This window comes from Collinsella sp. BA40, from assembly GCF_008014645.1.
Lineage (GTDB): Bacteria > Actinomycetota > Coriobacteriia > Coriobacteriales > Coriobacteriaceae > Collinsella.
The window spans coordinates 1-16,564 of the sequence record NZ_VOWY01000021.1 but is presented as its reverse complement, the minus strand read 5'-3'; the positions used below and the strand labels follow the sequence as shown (position 1 = coordinate 16,564).

The 16,564-nt window shown below is 66.5% G+C and carries 15 protein-coding genes; 10 read left to right on the top strand and 5 right to left on the bottom strand.

The window, feature by feature from the left end; translation table 11 throughout:
- The first annotated feature begins 147 nt into the window (after positions 1–147).
- Together asnS and E4J93_RS07865 are read left to right on the top strand one after the other, a co-directional pair.
- Positions 148–1,551 (top strand): asparagine--tRNA ligase, encoded by a 1,404-nt coding sequence (gene asnS / locus E4J93_RS07870; RefSeq protein ID WP_147588916.1) that lies wholly within the window; start codon positions 148–150, stop codon positions 1,549–1,551.
- A 96-nt stretch (positions 1,552–1,647) separates the two neighbouring features.
- Complete coding sequence (locus E4J93_RS07865; RefSeq protein WP_147588915.1) at positions 1,648–2,553, top strand: alpha/beta hydrolase; 906 nt, start codon at positions 1,648–1,650, stop codon at positions 2,551–2,553.
- A 16-nt stretch (positions 2,554–2,569) separates the two neighbouring features.
- Here E4J93_RS07865 and E4J93_RS07860 read toward each other — a convergent pair whose 3' ends face one another.
- Positions 2,570–3,100: a cysteine hydrolase family protein gene (locus tag E4J93_RS07860; protein WP_147588914.1), complete on the bottom strand. Its 531-nt coding sequence runs from the start codon at positions 3,098–3,100 to the stop codon at positions 2,570–2,572.
- Positions 3,101–3,303: 203 nt separating this feature from the next.
- On the opposite strand from E4J93_RS07860, the gene E4J93_RS07855 reads away from it, so the two are divergent.
- From E4J93_RS07855 to E4J93_RS07840, 4 genes are all read left to right on the top strand, one after another.
- Positions 3,304–4,332, top strand: a complete 1,029-nt coding sequence (locus E4J93_RS07855; RefSeq protein WP_147588913.1) for a 3-deoxy-7-phosphoheptulonate synthase — start codon at positions 3,304–3,306, stop codon at positions 4,330–4,332.
- Between the two features lie 91 nt (positions 4,333–4,423).
- Positions 4,424–5,308, top strand: a complete 885-nt coding sequence (locus tag E4J93_RS07850) for a methionyl aminopeptidase (protein WP_147588912.1) — start codon at positions 4,424–4,426, stop codon at positions 5,306–5,308.
- Positions 5,309–5,581: 273 nt separating this feature from the next.
- On the top strand, positions 5,582–6,913 hold the full coding sequence (nox, locus tag E4J93_RS07845; protein WP_147588911.1) for a H2O-forming NADH oxidase: 1,332 nt from the start codon (positions 5,582–5,584) through the stop codon (positions 6,911–6,913).
- A 158-nt stretch (positions 6,914–7,071) separates the two neighbouring features.
- Positions 7,072–8,355, top strand: coding sequence for an Mbeg1-like protein (locus E4J93_RS07840; protein ID WP_222705711.1), 1,284 nt, complete (start codon positions 7,072–7,074; stop codon positions 8,353–8,355).
- A 146-nt stretch (positions 8,356–8,501) separates the two neighbouring features.
- Here the strand turns inward: E4J93_RS07840 and E4J93_RS07835 are convergent, their stop codons facing one another.
- The 3 genes from E4J93_RS07835 to E4J93_RS07825 form a co-directional block, all read right to left on the bottom strand.
- Entirely contained in the window at positions 8,502–9,194 is a 693-nt protein-coding gene (locus E4J93_RS07835; RefSeq protein ID WP_255431970.1) for a Crp/Fnr family transcriptional regulator, read from the bottom strand.
- Between the two features lie 238 nt (positions 9,195–9,432).
- Positions 9,433–11,124: an FAD-dependent oxidoreductase gene (locus E4J93_RS07830; protein ID WP_147588909.1), complete on the bottom strand. Its 1,692-nt coding sequence runs from the start codon at positions 11,122–11,124 to the stop codon at positions 9,433–9,435.
- A gap of 4 nt (positions 11,125–11,128) precedes the next feature.
- A complete protein-coding gene (locus E4J93_RS07825; RefSeq protein WP_147588908.1) occupies positions 11,129–11,458 on the bottom strand; it encodes a rhodanese-like domain-containing protein in 330 nt (109 codons plus the stop codon).
- Positions 11,459–11,641: 183 nt separating this feature from the next.
- Here E4J93_RS07825 and E4J93_RS07820 point away from each other — a divergent pair, with 183 nt between their 5' ends.
- On the top strand, positions 11,642–12,889 hold the full coding sequence (locus tag E4J93_RS07820) for an MFS transporter (protein ID WP_147588907.1): 1,248 nt from the start codon (positions 11,642–11,644) through the stop codon (positions 12,887–12,889).
- A 51-nt stretch (positions 12,890–12,940) separates the two neighbouring features.
- Here E4J93_RS07820 and E4J93_RS07815 read toward each other — a convergent pair whose 3' ends face one another.
- Positions 12,941–13,657: a hypothetical protein gene (locus tag E4J93_RS07815; protein ID WP_147588906.1), complete on the bottom strand. Its 717-nt coding sequence runs from the start codon at positions 13,655–13,657 to the stop codon at positions 12,941–12,943.
- A gap of 414 nt (positions 13,658–14,071) precedes the next feature.
- On the opposite strand from E4J93_RS07815, the gene rplJ reads away from it, so the two are divergent.
- The 3 genes from rplJ to E4J93_RS07800 all read left to right on the top strand — a co-directional run bounded on the left by rplJ (position 14,072) and on the right by E4J93_RS07800 (position 16,334).
- Positions 14,072–14,593, top strand: a complete 522-nt coding sequence (gene rplJ / locus E4J93_RS07810) for a 50S ribosomal protein L10 (protein WP_147588905.1) — start codon at positions 14,072–14,074, stop codon at positions 14,591–14,593.
- Between the two features lie 107 nt (positions 14,594–14,700).
- Complete coding sequence (rplL, locus tag E4J93_RS07805; protein WP_147588904.1) at positions 14,701–15,078, top strand: 50S ribosomal protein L7/L12; 378 nt, start codon at positions 14,701–14,703, stop codon at positions 15,076–15,078.
- Positions 15,079–15,428: 350 nt separating this feature from the next.
- The gene (locus E4J93_RS07800; RefSeq protein ID WP_147588903.1) at positions 15,429–16,334 is read left to right on the top strand and encodes a UTP--glucose-1-phosphate uridylyltransferase; all 906 of its coding nucleotides are present in this window, start codon (positions 15,429–15,431) and stop codon (positions 16,332–16,334) included.
- Positions 16,335–16,564: the final 230 nt, after the last annotated feature.

Below are 16,564 nucleotides of genomic sequence, written 5' to 3'. Positions count from 1 at the left end.
TCACGCTAAAAAGGAGCGTGTACCGAGAGAATTCGAGAATCGATGGGAAAAATCGGAACATTTGCACGGCGCCGCACTGAATCTCGCAGCTGATAGAATAAGAGGTCGGAACATTAACGTCATCAGCACATGATGGAAGGGTTTGGTATGGATCGCACCAAGATCGCCCAGCTATACGCCGATGCCGAGGCGCTCGGCGGCCAGCAGGTCACCGTTGCCGGATGGGTCAAGTCCGTCCGCGACATGAAGAACTTCGGTTTCGTCACGCTCAACGACGGCAGCTGCTTCAAGGACCTGCAGGTCGTTATGAACCGCGACGCGCTCGAGAACTACGATGAGATCGCGCATCAAAACGTCTCGGCGGCGCTCATCTGCACCGGCGAGCTCAAGCTCACCCCGGACGCGCCTCAGCCCTTCGAGCTCGCAGCGACCCAGATCGTGGTCGAGGGCGCTTCCGCCCCGGACTACCCGCTGCAGAAGAAGCGCGCCACCGTGGAGTTCCTGCGTACCCAGCAGCACCTGCGCCCGCGCACCAACCTGTTCCGCGCCGTCTTCCGCGTACGCTCCGTAGCCGCCGCCGCCATCCACCGCTTCTTCCAGGACCGCGGCTTCGTCTACGTGAACACCCCCATCATCACCGCGAGCGACTGCGAGGGCGCCGGCGAGATGTTCCACGTCACCACCATCGATCCGGCCAACCCGCCGCTGGACGATAAGGGCAACGTGGACTTCAGCCAGGACTTCTTCGGCACGGCCGCCTCGCTCACCGTGTCCGGCCAGCTCAACGCCGAGAATTTCGCCATGGCCTTCGGCGACGTGTACACCTTCGGACCCACCTTCCGCGCCGAGAACTCCAACACCACGCGCCATGCCGCCGAGTTCTGGATGATCGAGCCCGAGATCGCCTTCGCCGATCTCGCCGACGATATGGACATGGCCGAGGACATGCTCAAATACGTCATTCGCGACGTCATGGACCGCTGCCCCGACGAGCTCGCCATGCTCAACAAGTTCGTGGACAAGGGCCTCATCGAGCGCCTCACCCACGTGGCGAACTCCGATTTCGCCCGCGTGACCTACACCGACGCCGTGAAGATCCTCGAGGACGCCGTCGCCGCCGGCCACACGTTCGACTATCCCGTGAGCTGGGGCATCGACCTGCAGACCGAGCACGAGCGCTTCCTCACCGAGGAGCACTTCAGGTGCCCCACGTTCGTGACCGACTACCCGGCCGAGATCAAGGCCTTCTACATGCGCCTGAACGATGACGGCAAGACCGTCGCGGCGGCCGACTGCCTGGTCCCCGGCATCGGCGAGATCATCGGCGGCTCCCAGCGCGAGGAGCGCCTCGATGTGCTCGAGCGCCGCATCGCCGAGCTGGGCATGGATCCCGAGCAGTACAAGTACTACCTCGACCTGCGCCGCTACGGCACCTGCAAGCACGCCGGCTTCGGTCTGGGCTTCGAGCGCCTCGTGATGTACCTCACGGGCGTTGGCAACATCCGCGACGTCCTGCCGCACCCGCGCACCGTCGGTAGCTGCGATTTTTAATCAACCCGTACGGGGCTCGCGAGCAGCGGGCCCCTTTTACATGGCACACGGCCCGCGATTCGCCTGCATGGCGGATGTAAGCAGAAAGAAGCGTACATGATCATCGAACAGCACGCCCTGTGGGGCGACGAGACCACGCCGGTATATCCGGCGACCTATACCGCGTACCTGGCCGAGAAGCTGCCGGAGGCGGACGCGCGCCCGCGTCCGGCCGTGGTGATCTGCGGCGGCGGCGGTTTTACGCATGTGGCGCCCCATGAGCAGGACCCCGTGGCGTTCGAATTCCTCAGCCGCGGCTTCCAGGCCTTCGTGCTCGATTACGTGACGAGTTCCACCGGCGACGTCTCGTATCCCAACCCGCAGGCCGACCTTGCCAAGATGATCGCCACCATCCGTCTCAACGCGGGGGCGTGGAACGTCGATCCTCAGAAGGTCGTGGCCATCGGCTTCTCTGCGGGCGGTTTCATCTGCGCATCCCTGGCGTGCGGTTGGAAGAAGGGGCCGTTCGCGGCGCTGGCCGCCGCGCGCCCCGACGACATCCGTCCCGACGCCGCCATCCTGTGCTACCCGGTGATCGATTTCGCCTACCTGCGCGACCAGCAGACGCGCGACCCGCGCATCGACCTGCGCGTCCCCAAGACCGGCGGCAAGACCGGCCGCGACCTGCTCAACGATTTCCTCGCCATGGTGACGGGCGGCGAGGCCACCGACGAGCACCTCGTCGAGATCTGCCCCACCACCAGCGTGAACCGCAGCATGCCGCCCACGTTCGTGTGGTGCGCGGCGGACGATAAGACGGCGCCGGTCGCCCAGGTCTATCCGTTCGCGGCGCGCATGGCCGCGGAGGGCGTTCCCCACGAGCTGCACGTGTTCAGCGAAGGCGGCCACGGGCTGTCCATGGCCAACCGCAACACCGAGGCCGAGAACGCCGAGCGCCAGCGCTCCGTGCGCGCCTGGGTCGACCTCGCCTTCGACTTCCTGTCGCGGCAGGGCGTCTGCTAGAGGCGCTTCGACACTGTTACAGCACCTCGATCTGGCAGCTGCGCATGGTGGCGAGGGCGGCATCGTGCGCAGCCAGGGTCACGCCGGCGCATAGGGAGGATTCGACGCGCAGGGGCACCTCGGGCAGGTTCGCCTTGATGAGCAGGGCGTTGCTGACCACGCAGATATCGGTGCACAGACCCACGAGCTCGATGGAGTCGATCGGCTCGACGCTGTCCTGCTCGACGAGCCAGGTTGCCAGCTCGAGCGAGCCGAACGACGGCTTGTCGAACACCAGGCAATCGCGGTCGCGCCGCACGTGCTCCAGCTCGTCGACGAGCTCCCAGCCGGACGTGCCGCGTCGGCAGTGCGCGACGGGCAGGCAGCGACCTTCCTGCGTGTCGGCGTAGCATGCGTCGTGCGTGTCGCGGGTGAACACCACGGTGCCCTCGAACGCGGCGGCGCGCTCGGCGACCGCGGCAACGATCGAACGCGCTTCGGGCGTGCCCAGCGAGCCCGAGACGAAATCGGTTTGCATGTCGACGACGATGAGGAAATCGTTGGCCATGGTGTCTCCTTGGGAACGTGCCCTCGTTGCGGGCGTGGACCATGGGGTCATTGTACCCCGCGTGCCCGCAGCTTGGATGTAAGCGCGCCCTGCTGCCGCACCGTGCTCCGTTGCGGGTGCATAATTCGTCTCATCACCGATCCGGTCGATCCGCCCGTGCGCCGGAATTCGCGCGGCGTCGTCCGCGATACCGAAGGGGTCCTATGTCTATGCAGTTCAAGCGCCAGCTGCCCATCCCCAAGCAGATCCGCGAGGAGATGCCGCTGCGCCCCGGGCTCGTGCGCGCCAAATGCGCCCTCGACGCGCAGGTCGCCGCCATCTTCCGAGGCGAGGACCGCCGCCGCTTGCTCATCATCGGCCCGTGCTCGGCCGACCGCGAGGATTCCGTGCTCGAGTACATGACGCGGCTCGCCGCGCTGCAGGAGCGCGTGCGCGAGCGGCTGCTCATCGTTCCGCGCGTCTACAGCAACAAGCCGCGCACCCGCGGTACGGGCTACAAGGGCTTGCTTCACAACCCCGACCCCCAGGGCGCCGACGACCTCCTTGAGGGCGTGAAGGCCATCCGCCGCATGCATCTGCGTGTGATCGAGGAGACGGGCTTCTTCACGGCCGACGAGATGCTCTATCCCGCTAACAACCAGTATCTGTTCGACCTGCTGTCCTACGTGGCGGTGGGGGCTCGCTCCGTGGAGAACCAGGAGCACCGGCTGGTGGCGTCGGGCATCTCGGTTCCCGTGGGCATGAAGAACCCCACGGCCGGGTCAACCACGGTCATGCTCAACTCCATCTATGCCGCGCAGGCCCCGCAGTGCTTCATCTACCGCAACTGGGAGGTCGAGACCGAGGGCAACCCGTTGGCCCATGCGGTGCTGCGCGGCTACATCGGCCTGGACGGGCGCACCTATCCCAACTACCATTACGAGCACCTCGAGCGCCTGGCGGAGCGCTATACGGCGCAGGCGTACGCCAACCCCGCCGTGGTGGTCGATTGCAACCACGACAACTCCGGCAAGCGCCCGCTCGAGCAGCCGCGTATCTGCAAGGAGGTGCTCGACTCGTGCCGCCGCAGCGCAGACGTCGACCGCCTGGTGCGCGGATTCATGGTGGAGAGCTATCTGGAAGATGGCAACCAGCCGGTCGACGGCGGCGTGTACGGAAGGTCCATCACCGATGCGTGCCTGGGTTGGGAGAAGACCGAGCGCATGGTGCTCGATATAGCGGAGCGCATGTAGGACGCCCCGCCCCGGCCGCGTCGCGATTCGCGAGCATGCCGGCGGGCAATCGGGGGCATAATGGCCTACGGACGACGATAGGAGTGATCCAATGTACGATAACGGACCCGTGTTCGGTCGCAACGACGAGTGCTGGTGCGGCAGCGGAAAGAAATACAAGAAGTGCCATCTGGCTATCGACGAGCGTTTGGACGAGCTGTGGCAGGCGGGCGAGGAGGTTCTCCCGCGCGACCTGCTCAAGACGGCCGAGGACCTTGAGGGCATTCGCCGCAGCGCCGCGGTGAACGTGGGCGCCCTCGACTACGTGGGCGAGCGCATCGCCCCGGGTTGCACCACTGCCGATATCGACCGCTGGGTGCACGAGTACACCGTGGAGCACGGGGCGATTCCCGCGCCCCTCGACTACGAGGGCTTCCCCAAGAGCGTGTGCACCTCGGTGAACAACGTGGTATGCCACGGCATCCCGTCCGAGGACGAGGCGCTGCACGAGGGCGATATCGTGAACGTCGACTGCTCCACGATCCTCGACGGCTACTATTCGGATTCCTCGCGCATGTTCTGCATCGGCGAGGTCTCGGCCGAGCGCCGGCGCCTGGTCGAGGTGACGCGCGAGTGCGTCGAGGCGGGCCTGGCTGCCATCAAGCCGTGGGGCCACGTGGGCGACATCGCGCATGCGGTGCAGGAGCACGCCGAGGCGGCGGGCTTCAACGTGGTGCGCGAGTTCGGCGGCCACGGTATCGGCTGCGAGTTCCACGAGGACCCGTTCGTGGGCTTCGTGGGCGAGGCGGGCGAGGGCACCGTGCTGGCGCCCGGCTTCTGCTTCACGATCGAGCCCATGGTGAACGCCGGCGAGCCGGGTATCGACATGAGCGACGCGAACGGCTGGACGGTGCGCACGGCCGATGGCTCGGATTCCGCGCAGTGGGAGGTCCAGTTGGTCATCACGAACGACGGTTACGAGCGTATCAGCTGGTAGACGCTAGAAAGAAACATGCCGGGAGGGGCCGGGGGCGCGGTGTCGACACCGCCTCCCGGCCCCTCCCGTCGATTCGCGGGCCATCGGTGCGGCGTGCGATGCGATCGCGGTGCAACGACCGTTTACCGAGGGAAACAATCTGTCGCAAAAATCACGATAATGTTACTAGCAAAATAGGATATGGTACTGCGCGGTATAAAGCTGCAATGCATGGGGACGCGGCGCCAGAAGCCGCACCGGCGCCTCCATGCGTGCTCCCGAAAGGAACCGTCTATGAAGACCGTTATCGTTGGTGCCAACCACGCAGGTATCGCTGCGGCCAACACGCTGCTGGACAACTATAAGGACCAGCAGGTCGTCATGATCGACAGCAACACCAACCTCAGCTACCTGGGCTGCGGTACCGCGCTGTGGGTCGGCCGTCAGATCGATTCGTACGAGAACCTGTTCTATACCAACAAGGAGGCCTTCGAGGCCAAGGGAGCGCGCATCTCGCTCGAGACGTCCGTGACCTCCATCGATTTCGCCAATCACGTGGTGCATTGCCAGAAGGCCGACGGCACCTGCTTCGACGAGACCTACGACAAGCTGGTCCTGGCCACCGGCTCGCTGCCCATCTCGCCCAAGCTGCCCGGCTGCGACCTCGAGGGCATCAGCTTCCTCAAGCTCTTCCAGCAGGGCCAGGAGGTCGACCGCTGGATGAGCCGCGACGACGTGCGCTCCGTCGCCGTCATCGGTGCCGGCTACATCGGCGTCGAGATCGCCGAGGCCGCCAAGCGCCGCGGCAAGGAGGTGCGCCTGTTCGACATCGCGCCTACGTCGCTTGCCAGCTACTACGATCCGTCCTTCACCGCGGTCATGGATAAGAACCTGGCCGACCACGGCATCGAGTGCCACTTCGGCGAGCGCGTCGTGGCCTACCATGGCGAGAACGGCCGTGTGAGCGCCATCGAGGCCGAGAAGGGCACCTATCCGGCCGACCTGGTGATCAACGCCATCGGCTTCATCCCCAACAACGAGTTGGGCCGCGACCATCTGGAGCTCTTCTCCAACGGCGCCTACCACGTCGACCGCCGCCAGCGCACGAGCGATCCGGACGTCTACGCCATCGGCGACTGCGCCACCGTGTGGTCCAACGCGCTGAACGCCGAGACCTACATCGCCCTGGCCACCAACGCCGTGCGCTCGGGCATCGTGGCCGGTCATAACATCGGCGGCACCCGTCTGGATTCCATCGGCGTCCAGGGTTCCAACGGTATCTCCATCTTCGGTTACAACATGGTGTCCACCGGCCTGTCCGTGGCCGCGGCCACCCGCGCCGGTCTCGACGTCTGCCATGCCGATTACGAGGACCTGCAGCGCCCGGGCTTCATGCGCGAGAACGCCAGCGTGAAGATCCGCATCGTCTACGAGCGCGAGAGCCGCCGCGTGGTGGGCGCCCAGATGGCCTCGACCGAGGATATCTCCATGGGCATCCACATGTTCTCCCTGGCCATCGAGGAGGGTGTGACCATCGATAAGCTCAAGCTTCTCGACATCTTCTTCCTTCCTCACTTCAACCAGCCGTACAACTACATCACCATGTGCGCGCTGGGCGCCGAGTAGGGTTCGCGCCGCGCGCGAGCGCTTGCAGATGAACGCGACAAGCCCGCTTCGAAGGGGATTCGAAGCGGGCTTGTTCTCATTTGATGGCCGTGCGGCGCAGGCCGTCGTTGGCGGGTATAAGCCTGGTACGTGAGCCGCGCCATGGGGAAGGGGTCGGTGTGTTGCATCTACTCGAATATCTGGAAACCGAGCTGCGCCCGTTCGACGAGGCTTTCGTGAGCCCGGTGGACTCGGCGGCGCTGTCTCAGCTGGCGATGGTCGAGGCCGCGGGCATCGTGCCGCCCTTGCGCGAGCGTGACGTCGAGCGTCTACGCCGCGTGGGCGGCATCGACGTGCAGGGCGCTACCATGCCGGGTGCGGAGGATTCGTTCCTGCTGCGCATGGCGGATAAAGCCGACGAGCTGGCCGATCGCATGCAGGCGCGCCTGACGCGCCCCGCGCACGTGGGCGACCTGCTGGCGGCCGAGCGCTTCGGCACGATGTTTACGGGGCTCGACCAGGTCAATATCAAGCGCGCTATCGCCGCGCTCGCGGCGTCCCCTCGGTTTCGCGTGCTCGAGCTGCGCGATTACGTGTCCCTTCTCGACGAGGACAAGCGCGTGCAGTTCTCTGCCACGTGCTACGTGCTGCCCGGGGCGTGGGCCTACATCGCGTTTCGCGGAACCGACACGTCGTTCACGGGCTGGCGCGAGAACTTCGACATGGCGGTGACGCCGCCGGTTCCGGCGCAGCGCATGGCGGCGGCCTACTTGGAGCTCGTCGCGCGCCATCTTCCGCCGCGCCTGTACGTGGGCGGCCATTCCAAGGGCGGCAACCTGGCGACGTACGCGGCGCTGCGCTGCTCCGATGCGGTCCGCGCACGCATCGCGGCGGTATTCGACCACGACGGCCCCGGGTTCAAACCGGGCTTCTTGGAGGACGAGGCCGCGTTGCGCGCTCGCGCTCAGCTCGAGGGGCGCCTGCAGCGCACCGTGCCGATGGACTCGGTGGTGGGCATGCTCATGGATGCGGTGGCGCCCGAGACCGCGGTGCTGTCATCGGCTGTGGGAATCGACCAGCATAGCGTGTTTACCTGGGAGATCGAAGATGGTGCGTTCGTCGGTTCGCCGCAGGTGGGCGCGGCGGCGCGTCGCACGCACGAGGTGATGGGCGAGTGGCTCGCATCGTTTAAGAGCGACGAGCTCCCGGGCTTCATCGACGCGCTGTTCCGCGCGCTCGAGTCGTCGGGCGCCAGCAACGCCGGGCAGATCTTCGGCGGCGGCCCGCAGGCCGCGCAGCTCATCCGCGAGGCCACGCGCAACGCCGATGACGAGGCGCGCGAGGTCATCGGCCCGGCCATCGGGAGGCTCGCCGCCATTTCGGCGGCCGGAATCGCCCGCGATGCCGCGGCGGGTATCAAGGACGGGCTCTCGGCGCTGTTCCAGCGCCCGCGCCAGGGCTAGGGGCTCCGTGCGGTCCGGTTTCGGGCCGCGCCCTCGACCGATGCCGCATCGTGCGTATGCTTTTTGCAAGTTAGTAGATCGCACGTATGCATTTGGACCGTTTTAGAAGTCCTGAGCGGTTTAAACGCATACGTACGAGTGCGCTGCTACGCGGTGGCGAGCGCCAGCAGGCCGCGCCGGTCGATGATATCCACGGCACCGCGGCCGAGCGCCACCAAGCCCTTGCGTTCGAAGTACTTGAGCATGCGCGAGACCACCTCTCGGGCGCTGCCGAGATGGCGCGCGATCTCGTCGTGCGTCACGGCGATGTGCTCGCTGCCGGTGCGCGAGAGCTCGTCGAGCAGGAAGGTGGCCAGGCGCGCGTCGAAGCTGGAGAACAGCACCTGCTGCATCACCCACATGCAGTCGCTGAAGCGTTGCGCCGTCTGGCGGTATAGAAATGCCTCGACGGCAGTGTTCTCCTGGGCGAGCTGCGAGAACAGGCGCGGGTCGATGACGAGCGCCTCCACGTCGTCGGCGGCATCCAGGGCGATGTCGAAGGTGATCATAGGCAGGATGCACGAGGCCGCCAGCACGCAGCTCTCGCCCGCCTCCACGCGAAAGAGCGTGATCTCCTTGCCCCCTTCCGAGAGCATGTACGCGCGCAGGCTTCCGCTGAGCGCCACCACCACGCCCGCGCACCCCGATCCGCCTCCCTGGATGCGCTCTGCGTTCCGGGCGCGCAGCAGGCGCGTCGCGCGCGCGAGGTGCTCGCGCTCGGCGGAGGAGAGCTGGTCCCAGAAGGGAAGGGTGGCGGCGAGCGATTGCGTCGCGATGGTGGGGTTGGTCGCGAAATCCATAGGTTCAGGCCGCCTTCGCTTCAGAGGGTTCATGCTTCCTTAAACCTACGGCGCGCGGCGCCCGAAAGCAACCGCATCCCTGCCGTACGGGCGAGCGGCGCGCGAGGGTCCTGTCTGCAGGCTCGGTGCGTTCGAATGGTATGTGCCCGGCTCCGAAGCATCTTGATCGGAGCCGGGCCGTATCGCCCGCGTGCGGCCGCGCTGCCCGCGGGCGACCACCCGGGCGGCAGTCCATACGCTAGAGGGCGACGCCGCAGTCGGCCACGTCGGTTCGACGACGCTCGGCGTCGAGCCTCGTCTCCTGGTAGAAGCCGTAGCCTCCGGCTACGTTGGCGCACGCGAAGCCGTGCTGCGCCAGAATGCGGCAGGCCACGTAGCTGCGCAGGCCGCTTTGGCAGTACACCAGCAGGCGTTTGTCGCGCGGCAGCTCGTCCAGGTGCTCGCGGAGCTCGTCCAGGGGGATGTGCAGCGCGCCGTCGACGGCACCGCGTGCGTACTCGCCCGCCGTGCGAGTGTCGAGCACCACCTCATCGCCGGCCGGCGCGATCGCGCGGTTCCAATCGACTTGCTCCACGCGGCCTTCGAGGATGTTCTCGATAAGGTAGCCGGCCATGTTCACCGGATCTTTCGCAGAGGAATAGGGCGGTGCGTAGGCAAGGTCGAGCTCGGTGAGGTCGGTGGCGTCCATGTGCGCGCGGATCGCCGTGGCCAGCACGTCGATGCGCTTGTCCACGCCGTCCATTCCAATGGCCTGCGCGCCCAGGATGCGGCCGGTGCCCGCTTCGAACAGCACCTTCATGGTCATGCTGCTGGAGCCCGGATAGTACGTCGCGTGGCTGGCGGGCGACAAGACCACATGCTGCGCCTCGATGCCGGCGGCGCGCGCCGCGACCTCGGTGAGGCCGGTGCCGGCCACCGTGAGGTCGAAGAGCTTGAGGACGGACGAGCCCTGGCTGCCGCTGAAGCGGCTCTCGATGCCGCAGATGTTGTCGGCGGCGATGCGCCCCTGCTTGTTGGCGGGGCCGGCCAGGGCGATGAGCGCATCGTCTCCGGTGACGAAGTTCTTTACCTGCACGGCGTCGCCTACGGCGTAGATGTCCTCGTCGCTCGTGCGCATGTGCTCGTCTACGGCGATGGAGCCGCGGATGCCCAGCTCGAGGCCGGCCTCGCGGGCCAGCGTGCCCTCGGGAGCCACGCCCACGGCGAGGACCACCATGTCGGAGGAGAGCGGCTCGGAGCCCTCGACGCGCGTGAGCATGCTGCCGTCCGCCTGGGGCTCGAAGGCCTCCACGTTGGCGTCGAGCTTGAGGTCGATACCGTGGTTGCGCAGATGGTTATGGGCGATCGCGGCCATATCGGCGTCCAGGCTGGGCATCACGTGACCGCCGCGCTGGACCACCGTCACATCCAGGCCGCGTTCGCGCAGGTTCTCGGCCATCTCGAGGCCGATGAAGCCGGCGCCCACCACCACGGCCGAGCGGGGTTGCTCGCGCTCGACGAAGCCGTGAATGCGGAAGGTGTCCTCCACGGTCCGCAGGGTAAACAGGCGCTCGGCGTCCACGCCCGGCAGCTCGGGCACGACGGCGCGCGCTCCGGGGGAGAGGATGAGCTTGTCGTAGCTCTCGGCGTAGGTCTCGCCGGTCTCGAGATCGCGGACGATCACCTCGTGTGCCGCGCGGGCTATGGCCACGACCTCCTGGCGCACGCGTACGTCGATGCGGAAGCGGTTGTGGAAGCTCTCGGGCGTCTGCAGCGTGAGCTTGCGGCGTTCGGTGATGGCGCCGCCGATGAAGTACGGCAGGCCGCAATTGGCATAGCTCACGTAGCCCGTGCGCTCGATCATGATGATCTCGGCCTGCTCGTCCAGACGGCGCAGGCGCGCGGCGGCGGTGGCTCCTCCGGCGACGCCGCCGATGATGACAACCTTCATGGCTCTACTTCCTTCCCTGCACGATAGCGCCGCTCCAACGGGTGATGCCGCCCATATCGGTGACGGCCGAGTATCCCAGTTGGTCGAGTACGCGGCATGCCTGCGCGCTGCGGGCGCCCGAGAGGCAGTAGACGAACAGCGGGGTGTCGCGCCTGGGGATGCGCGTGAGAACCGACTGGATGCCGGCGAGCGGGAAGCTCTGCGCGCCCTCGATGTGCCCCTCGTAGAATTCCTCCGGCGTGCGAACGTCGAGTACGACGGCGCCCTCGGTGGCGCGCGCCTCCTCCATATGGGCATCGATGCCCTTGCCGAACAGCGATCCAAACAGTCCCATCGCGTGCTCCTTTCCTCAGTGGTCGTCCCCACTGTACGCCGCGGCGCCCCGCGCGGTCAGTGACCATGTCACCCACGCCGCTGCCGGCCGTGTTCTTGACGCTGCCGTGTCGCTCTGCCACAGTTGAAGAATTACGCGAATTCCCCGCGCGGTTATAGGGCGGGGGACGAGGGAGGGGGTCGCATGAGGACGCTGTTCGACAAGCTCATCTCTCTATCACCTATGGCGAAGCGCCTGGTCGCCATGCGTTTTCTGGCGCACGTGGGCATGCTCGCTTCGTATTTCATCGGTATTCTGGGCACGCTCACCTATTCGCTGGGTGGCGATGCGCTGTCCACCACGTTCTCGGTGGGACTTATCAATCTCGCCATCGTGGGCGGCAATTTCGTGGGTGGAGCGGTGCTCGATGCGTGGGGCCCGCGGCGGCACTTCGCGATCAGCGTGGCCCTAACCTGCGTTTCCGCCGCGCTGTTCCAGGTCTTTTCATCCTCTGTCGCCGGCATCCTGATGTGTTCGGCCGTCTTCGGCCTGGCATGGGGCGTCGAGGATATCGTCGCGCGCTCCTATCCCGCGTACCTCACGGGCGACGCCGAAGAGCTCGCCTGCATCAACCCCGTGCTGTCGGCCGCCACCAACCTCACCGTGGTCGTGGGTCCGCTTGTCGGCGGCATGGTCACCATGATCTTCGAGCCGCAGGTCGTTTTCCTGTTCGGCGCCGCATGCGCCCTGCTGGGGCTGGTGCCGGCGGCGGGCTTTCATCCGCAGCGCATGCCCGAGCAGGGGAGCGACGGCGGCAATTCGCTCACCGCGGGCTTTCGCGCGGTGGCGGCCAGCTCTTCGCTGAGCCTGCTGCTGGCTATTGGTTTCATGGCGTATTTCGGCTACGGCGCGTTCGATCCGCTGGAGTCTCTTTATTACCGCGACGTGCTGCACGTGGGGCCGGAGTGGATGGGCTGGCTGTCGAGTGCCTCGGGGGTGGGCGCGATCGCGGGCTCGCTGCTGCTCATGCGGCTGCCGGGTCGCCGCACGAATATGCGCAGCCTGCTCTGGGCCCTGTTCGGCATGGGCGCGGGCTGCCTCGTGTACGTGGGCACGTCGAGCGTGGTCGTGGCGCTGGCGGGTCAGATCATGCTGGGTTTCGCGTTCGGTGTGATCGGCCCGTTGCAAACGATGCTGGTCCAGGTGCACGCGCCGCTGTCGGCATTGGGGCGCGTGAGCGCGGTGATGGGCTGCGGTTACAGCGCTGCCGGCGTGGTGCCGCTGCTCATGGCGCCGGTGCTCGCCGGGCTCATCGGCGTGCAGGAGACGCTCGTGCTGGCGAGCGCGCTGGTCACGGTGAGCTCGCTGGCGGCCATGGTGCTCTTTCGCGGGCGCATCGACCGTTCGGTGGACGAGGAGCGCCGCATGGGAGGCAGCGGTTCGAACGCATAGCGGGCCCGACGGGCATGCGGCCCGGGTCCGCTGTGCCCGCGGGCGCGGCTCCTAGCGGTAGAGCAGGCGGTAGAGGATGGCGGGCGCGGGGTCTGGCACGTCGATGACGTCGCCCGCGCTCGCGGCGTCGCGCGCGCCGAAGAGCTCCGCGGACGCCGATACGGTCACGCCGGCTCGCGCTGCCCCGATGAGGCGGTCCAGGGCCTCCGAGCAGGCGCGGCGGGCGCGGCCCATGCGCGGTTTGACAGAACGCGCCGCCACGGCCTTCGCCCTGCCCGCGGCCAGCCCGCCCATCCAGGCGAGGTCGCGCTCGCGACAGCACGCGGCAACGGCTTCGAGGCCGGGGTGCGCGGCGCTCGGCGCGGGGGCATCGGCCACGGCGATGGCGTAGACGCGCTGACCGGGGGCGAGCGCGTTCGCGCGCGCGAGGGCGTCGAGCGCGGACCCGAGGGCGGCGCCAGGCGTGTCGTCTGAGACCTCGAGGGCGGCAACGATCGTATCGCACGGCGCGGGCGAGGCGTCTATCTGGTCGTTTTCAAGCAGCGCGGTAAGGGATGCGTGGTGGAAGCGCGGGGGCTCCGCCGTACCCGTCGCATCGAGCGCGCTTGCGGAGAGATGGTCGTAGGCGAGCAGCGCATCCTCGAAATCGGCCAGCAGCGCCGCGGCCGCACCCGTCGCGTGCGCGCCCGCGACGTCGAGGGCCAAGATCGTGCGCGCAACGCCGTGCGGGCGTTCGCCGGCATGCGCGTGTTTCTGCGATGTGGCCATCTTCTAACACCCTCCTGCTTACATGCGCGCCGTCCGGACGGCGGGCGCTCCCTGGTTAGCAAGCGTATGCCCCGGAAGGGGGAGGCGCAAGATGCGAGGTGGCTTGGCGTCGCCCGGGGTCCGCGCATCGGACGACGCCAATGTGTACGGCTTGTGATGATGGTCTTTATCCTTGACGTGTGAAACCCCGTTCGGCATACTTCTACTGATCACGCACGAATCCGCTGCCAGAGACAGCAGGTGCCGCGGGGCTTGCCCCAAGGCTTAATGGGAGTTCCCGCCAGCCGAGGTGGTCGAGCAGTATGTCTTCTCGCCCCCGTCGCTGTTGCAGCACGGGGGTTTTCTTTTTCGAGACACACCCCCGCCAAGTCAGGCGCGGAAAGTGCCCGAGAAAGATATGAAGGAGGTGTACCTATGCCAAAGCAGTACAAGATCGATATGGTCGCCGAGATCGAGGCCAACGTCGAGAAGAACGCCGGTCTGTTCGTTGTTTCCTACAACGGTCTTACCGTTAAGCAGGCGCAGGAGCTGCGTCACCAGCTTCGCGAGTGCGGCGCCGAGATGAAGGTTTATAAGAACAACCTCGTCCGCATCGCCCTCGAGAACAAGGAGCAGCCCAGCATCGACGACATGCTCGTCGGCCCGCTGGCTTATGTGTTCTACGAGAACGAGCCCGTGGAGGCCGCGAAGGCGCTCAAGGAGTTCGCTAAGAAGTCCAAGGGCGTTCTCGAGATCAAGGGCGGTATTTCCGACGGTCAGGCTGTTTCCGCCGAGGAGGTCAACGCAATCGCCGAGCTCCCCACCAAGGATCAGCTTCTGGGTCAGATCGCCGGCCTTATCAACGGCTTCGCTCGCGACATCGCTGTCTGCGTCAACGGCGTTTCCTCTGGTCTCGCCCGCACCGTTCAGCAGATCTCCGAGCAGAAGGCAGCCTAGCGATAGGCTTCCTTACCGCGGCCCAAGGCGGCCGCACCTGTGCGCGCAAGCGCTGTACTTTAATTGCTCTCCCTGCGTAGATGCAGGGGAACTGAAAGGACTTAGAAATGGCTAAGCTTACCAACGAAGAGATCATCGAGGCCCTGAAGGAAATGACCCTTCTCGAGGCTTCCGAGCTCGTTAAGGCTATCGAGGAGACCTTCGGCGTTTCCGCTGCTGCCCCGGCTGCTGTTGTTGCCGGCCCCGCTGCCGCTGCCGAGGAGGCCGAGGAGAAGACCGAGTTTGACGTCGTGCTCGAGGGCTTCGGCGACAACAAGATCCAGGTCATCAAGGTCGTCCGCGAGCTCACCAACCTTGGCCTGAAGGAGGCCAAGGAGGTCGTCGAGGGCGCTCCCAAGGCCGTCATCGAGGGTGCCAAGAAGGAGGACGCCGAGGCTGCCAAGGAGAAGCTCGAGGCTGCCGGCGCTGCTGTCTCCCTCAAGTAGTTTCTTGCAGGCGCATCGCCTGCAGCTGCTTCGCGATTTTCTTTCGCATGCAAACGGGATCCAGTTTTTCTGGGTCCCGTTTTTCGTTTTTATGAGAGCGGGGTGCTTCGCGCGCTCGGGGCGCATCGTATCTGCAGGCGGCGGTTGATTTGCGTCGAATTTGCGCCTTTCGTGTGACAAATAGTCGGAAGCTGCGTAGTTAAGCTGCATTTTTTCTAAAGCGGTGGCAGTTTTCGTACAAAACGGTATGCTTTTTGAACACGAGTTTGTTTATCTCCGTTCGGCACCCGATGTGCGTGACTGCACGTGCCGTATGCGCGAAGACGCGTAGAATCGTTGAAAGGAATGCCATGAAGGCAATCATCCCCGCCGCCGGCCTCGGCACCCGCTTCCTGCCGGCCACCAAGTGCACCCCCAAGGAGATGCTCCCGGTCCTCGACAAGCCGGTCATCCAGTACGTGGTCGAGGAGGCGCTCGAGCCCAGCGAGGTCGACGGCGCGGTCATCGTGACCTCCCCGGGCAAGCCCGAGCTGCTCAACTACTTCCAGCCCGACAAGTCCCTCGAGGGCCTGCTGCGCGAGCGCGGCAAGAAGGCCTACGCCGACGCCGTCGCCGCCGCCGGCGAGATGCCCGTGGACTTCCGCTACCAGTACGAGCCCCGCGGCCTGGGCCACGCCATCCGCTCGGTTGCCGACGCCGTTGCCGGCGAGAGCTTCCTGGTCCTGCTGGGCGACTACGTCGTCCCGGCCCGCGACATCTGCACCCGCATGCTCGAGGTGTCCCGCGCCCACGCCGGCGCGAGCGTGATCGCCGTGGCCCCCTGCGCCCCCTTCGAGGTGTCCCGCTACGGCGTCATCGCCGGCGAGCGCTGCGACACCCTGACCGGCTGCGCCGGCGCCGGCGACTGCGAGCCGGGCGCCGTGTGGCGCGTCTCGGGCCTGGTGGAGAAGCCCGCCCCCGAGGACGCCCCCTCCAACCTCTACATCGTGGGCCGCTACCTGCTGTCCCCGCTGGTCATGGAGCTCCTGGCCGACCAGGAGCCCGGCTGCGGCGGCGAGATCCAGCTCACCGACGCCATGGCGCGCAGCCTGGAGCGCGAGGCCATGTACGCCGTGGTCATCGACCCGCTCTCGGGCTACGACACCGGCACCCCGTCCGGCTGGATCGCCACGAACGCCCTCATGGCCGCGAGCGACCCCCGCTTCGCCGACGAGTTCTGGGAGGCCGTCGAGGAGCGCGGCGGCCTGCGCCGCTAGGGCGCATCGCCCGCGTTTCTGAAAACGGCAAGGACCCCGTTCCCTTCGTTTGCAAGGGGACGGGGTCTTTTTATGGTCGCGCCCCGACCGGGCGGGGCGGCGCCCACCGGATGGGCCCGCGGGGGACTGAGATGCCGGGCGGCGGGCGCTGCGAGGCGGCGGACGGTATTAGATGTGTTCAAGTTGTGGAGGACGATATCCCCGGCGGCGGGGGAGCGGGGGTGTGGCAA